Here is a 2,911-nt window from a genome sequence, read left to right on the forward strand (position 1 = left end):
GCCCGCAGAACTATGCGACGTCGGCGTTGCTTGCCGGGTTGCGCCGCGCGGCGCGTGCGGCCCGCGCCTGCGGCGGCGTCGAGGCCGGCACCTGGCTGGTGGCGCGCGCCGGCCTGCTCGAAGGCCGCAGCGCCACCACGCATTGGGAAGACATGGAGGATTTCTCCGCCGCCTTTCCGGGCGTCGATGTGCGCCCCGACCGCTATGTCATCGACGGGCCGGTCTTCACCTCGGGCGGTGCCTCGCCCACCTTCGACCTGATGCTGCATCTGGTCCGCACCCGGCTCGGCATGGCGGCCGCGCTCGATGTGGCGAGCGTCTTCATCTACGATCAGACGCGCGCGGCGACCGACGCCCAGCCGCTGGTCTCGCTCGGCCGGCTCGACGGCTACGATCCGCGCCTGGCGCAGGCGATCCGACTGATGGAAGCGCATGTCGATGAGCCGCTGACCATCGATGCCGTGGCCAAGCGCGCCGGCGTCACGGCGCGCACACTCGAGAGCATCTTCCGCAAGTCGATCGGCGAGACGCCGGGCGCCTACTATCTGCGGCTGCGGCTCGCCGCCGCCCGACGTCTGGTGGTCGACACGCGCATCGCCATGGCCGACATTGCCGGGCGTACGGGTTTTTCATCAGCCGCGGCGTTTTCCAGGGCGTTTTCCCGCGCGTTCGGCGAAGCGCCGGTCAGGCTGCGGCGCGGCTGAGGATCCAGTCCACCGCCGCGCTGAGGTCGTCGACCAGCGCCGTGGGCGCCGGGTCGAAGCGTGTCTCGTCACCGGGGCGATACTTGCCGGTGCGTACGAGCAGCGCCGCGCCGAGCCCGGCGCTGAGCGCGCCGGCGACATCGCTTTCCGCGTCGTCGCCGACCATCACCGCGTCGGTCTGCGGGCAATTCAAGCCGGCAAGCGCCGAGAGGAAGAAATCGGGCGACGGCTTGCCGAGCACGACAGGGCTTCGCCCGCAGGCGAATTCGAGCGCTGCCACGAAGGCGCCGGCGTCGAGGCTGAGCTGGCCGTCTGCGTCCTTGAAGGTGCGGTTGGTGGCCAAAGCGAGAAAATCGGCGCCGGCAACCAGTTCGCGGAACGCTCGGTTTAGGCCGGCATAGTCGAAGGCCTCGCCGGCGTCGCCGACAACGACAGCGCGGCTCTTGCCGCCCTCCGAACCGGTAAACTCGGCTTCGAGGTTGGGATGGACGAGCAGGTGAGGCTGCCGGTCATGCCTTCGCAGCCATTCGAGCGCAGCGCGCGCCGGCGTCAGCAATTCTTCATCCCTCACCTCGACACCCATTGCGGCGAGCTGCGCGATGATTTTATGGCGCGGCGAACGTGTCGTGTTGCTGACGAAGCGGAGCGGCAGTCCGGCCTTGCGCAAACGCTCGACCGCAGCCACAGCGCTTGCGATCGGGGTGTCGCCATCATAGACGACACCCGCGAGATCGAGCAGCACCGCGCGTATCATCGGTGCAGGATGGAGAAACAGTCTCCGTTCGTCAAACTGCCGAAAATACGCCCACGGACACAGGGGCCGAAGAATCAGGCGGCGTCGCTGCCTTCGCGCACAATGCGCGAGCGCATGCTCTTGGCCAGCGCCGTTTCCAACCGCGCGGCGACCGCGCGATCCCATTCATTTGCTTCGCCGGCGCCATCCTTCGGATGCGGCAGCGCCATCAGCCGATCGATGATCGAACCAGCCTCGCCGGAAGAGAGCAGGGCGTCGATTTCGCGTTCGTGCTGCATACGTTTCGCCTCCTTCTTTCCTTCCCGCCGCATGTCGACAATATACGCGATTCGTGACGGCTGTTTGAAGGCAAGAGCGCGGCGATTGAGAGGCAGCGCGGGGCAAAACCTTGTCGTGTAGGTTCACCCCGCATGGAATGCAATTTCAGCTCTGCGGCGCTCGATTCGGGCGCCGCAGGAAAGCCTCAGACGTAGCGGTTGACGATGTTTTCAAGGAGCTCCTGCCGGCCGGAGCGCGGCTGCGGCTCGATCTTCTCCGTCACCACGCGTTCGGCGATCTCCTCCAGCGTACGCTTGCCGGAAAGCATCGCCTTGCCTTCGGCCGTGTTCCAGCCGGCATAGCGTTCGTTAAGCGGACCCGACAGCGCCTTGTCTCCGATCATCCTGGCCGCCGCCTTGAGCCCGCGCGCGCAGGCGTCCATGCCGCCGATATGGCCGATCAGCAGATCCTCCGGGTCGAGCGACTGGCGGCGCAGCTTGGCGTCGAAATTGGTGCCGCCGGTCTTGAAGCCGCCACCCTGCAGGATCTGGTAATAGGCCAAAGCCATCTCCGGCACATTGTTGGGGAACTGGTCGGTGTCCCAGCCGGACTGATAGTCGTTTCGGTTCATGTCGATCGAACCGAAAATGCCGAGCGCGTTGGCCAAGGCCAGCTCATGCTCGAAGGAGTGGCCGGCAAGGATCGCATGGCCCTGCTCGATGTTGACCTTCACCTCCTTCTCCAGCCCGAACCGCTTCAGGAAGCCGTAGACGGTGGCGACATCGTAGTCGTACTGGTACTTGGTCGGCTCCTGCGGTTTCGGCTCGATCAGGATCGTGCCCTCGAAACCTATTTTGTGCTTGTAATCCACGACGAGGTTGAGGAAGCGGCCGGCCTGCTCTTGCTCTCGCGCGAGGTCGGTGTTGAGCAGCGTCTCATAGCCTTCGCGCCCGCCCCACAGCACATAGTTCTCGCCCTTCAGCTTCTTGGTCACGTCGATGCATTTCTTCACCGTCGCCGCCGCATAGGCGAACACGTCCGGATCGGGATTGGTGGCGGCGCCCGCCATGAAGCGCCGATGCGAGAAAAGATTCGCCGTGCCCCAGAGCAGCTTGACGCCGGTCTGGTTCATTTTGGCCGAAAAATAATCGGCGATCTCGTCGAGGCGCGCCGCGCTTTCGGAGAAGCCCTTGCC

4 protein-coding genes are annotated in these 2,911 nt (G+C 65.5%); 1 reads left to right on the forward strand and 3 read right to left on the reverse strand.

Going from position 1 to position 2,911, the window contains the following annotated elements:
* The coding region (locus EOA60_RS26730; protein WP_128312160.1) for a helix-turn-helix domain-containing protein at positions 1-704 on the forward strand (704 nt) is incomplete at its 5' end.
* Here the strand turns inward: EOA60_RS26730 and EOA60_RS26735 are convergent.
* The 3 genes from EOA60_RS26735 to EOA60_RS26745 all read right to left on the reverse strand — a co-directional run.
* Positions 685-1,446 (reverse strand): TIGR01458 family HAD-type hydrolase, encoded by a 762-nt coding sequence (locus EOA60_RS26735; RefSeq protein WP_348631109.1) that lies wholly within the window; start codon positions 1,444-1,446, stop codon positions 685-687. The genes EOA60_RS26730 and EOA60_RS26735 overlap by 20 nt on opposite strands.
* A gap of 86 nt (positions 1,447-1,532) precedes the next feature.
* A complete protein-coding gene (locus EOA60_RS26740) occupies positions 1,533-1,736 on the reverse strand; it encodes a hypothetical protein (protein WP_095824431.1) in 204 nt (67 codons plus the stop codon).
* 185 nt (positions 1,737-1,921) lie between these two features.
* On the reverse strand, positions 1,922-2,911 hold a 990-nt coding region (locus tag EOA60_RS26745; RefSeq protein ID WP_164899555.1), incomplete at its 5' end, for a xylose isomerase.

The organism is Mesorhizobium sp. M1A.F.Ca.IN.020.06.1.1, from assembly GCF_004023265.1.
Taxonomy (GTDB): Bacteria; Pseudomonadota; Alphaproteobacteria; order Rhizobiales; family Rhizobiaceae; genus Mesorhizobium.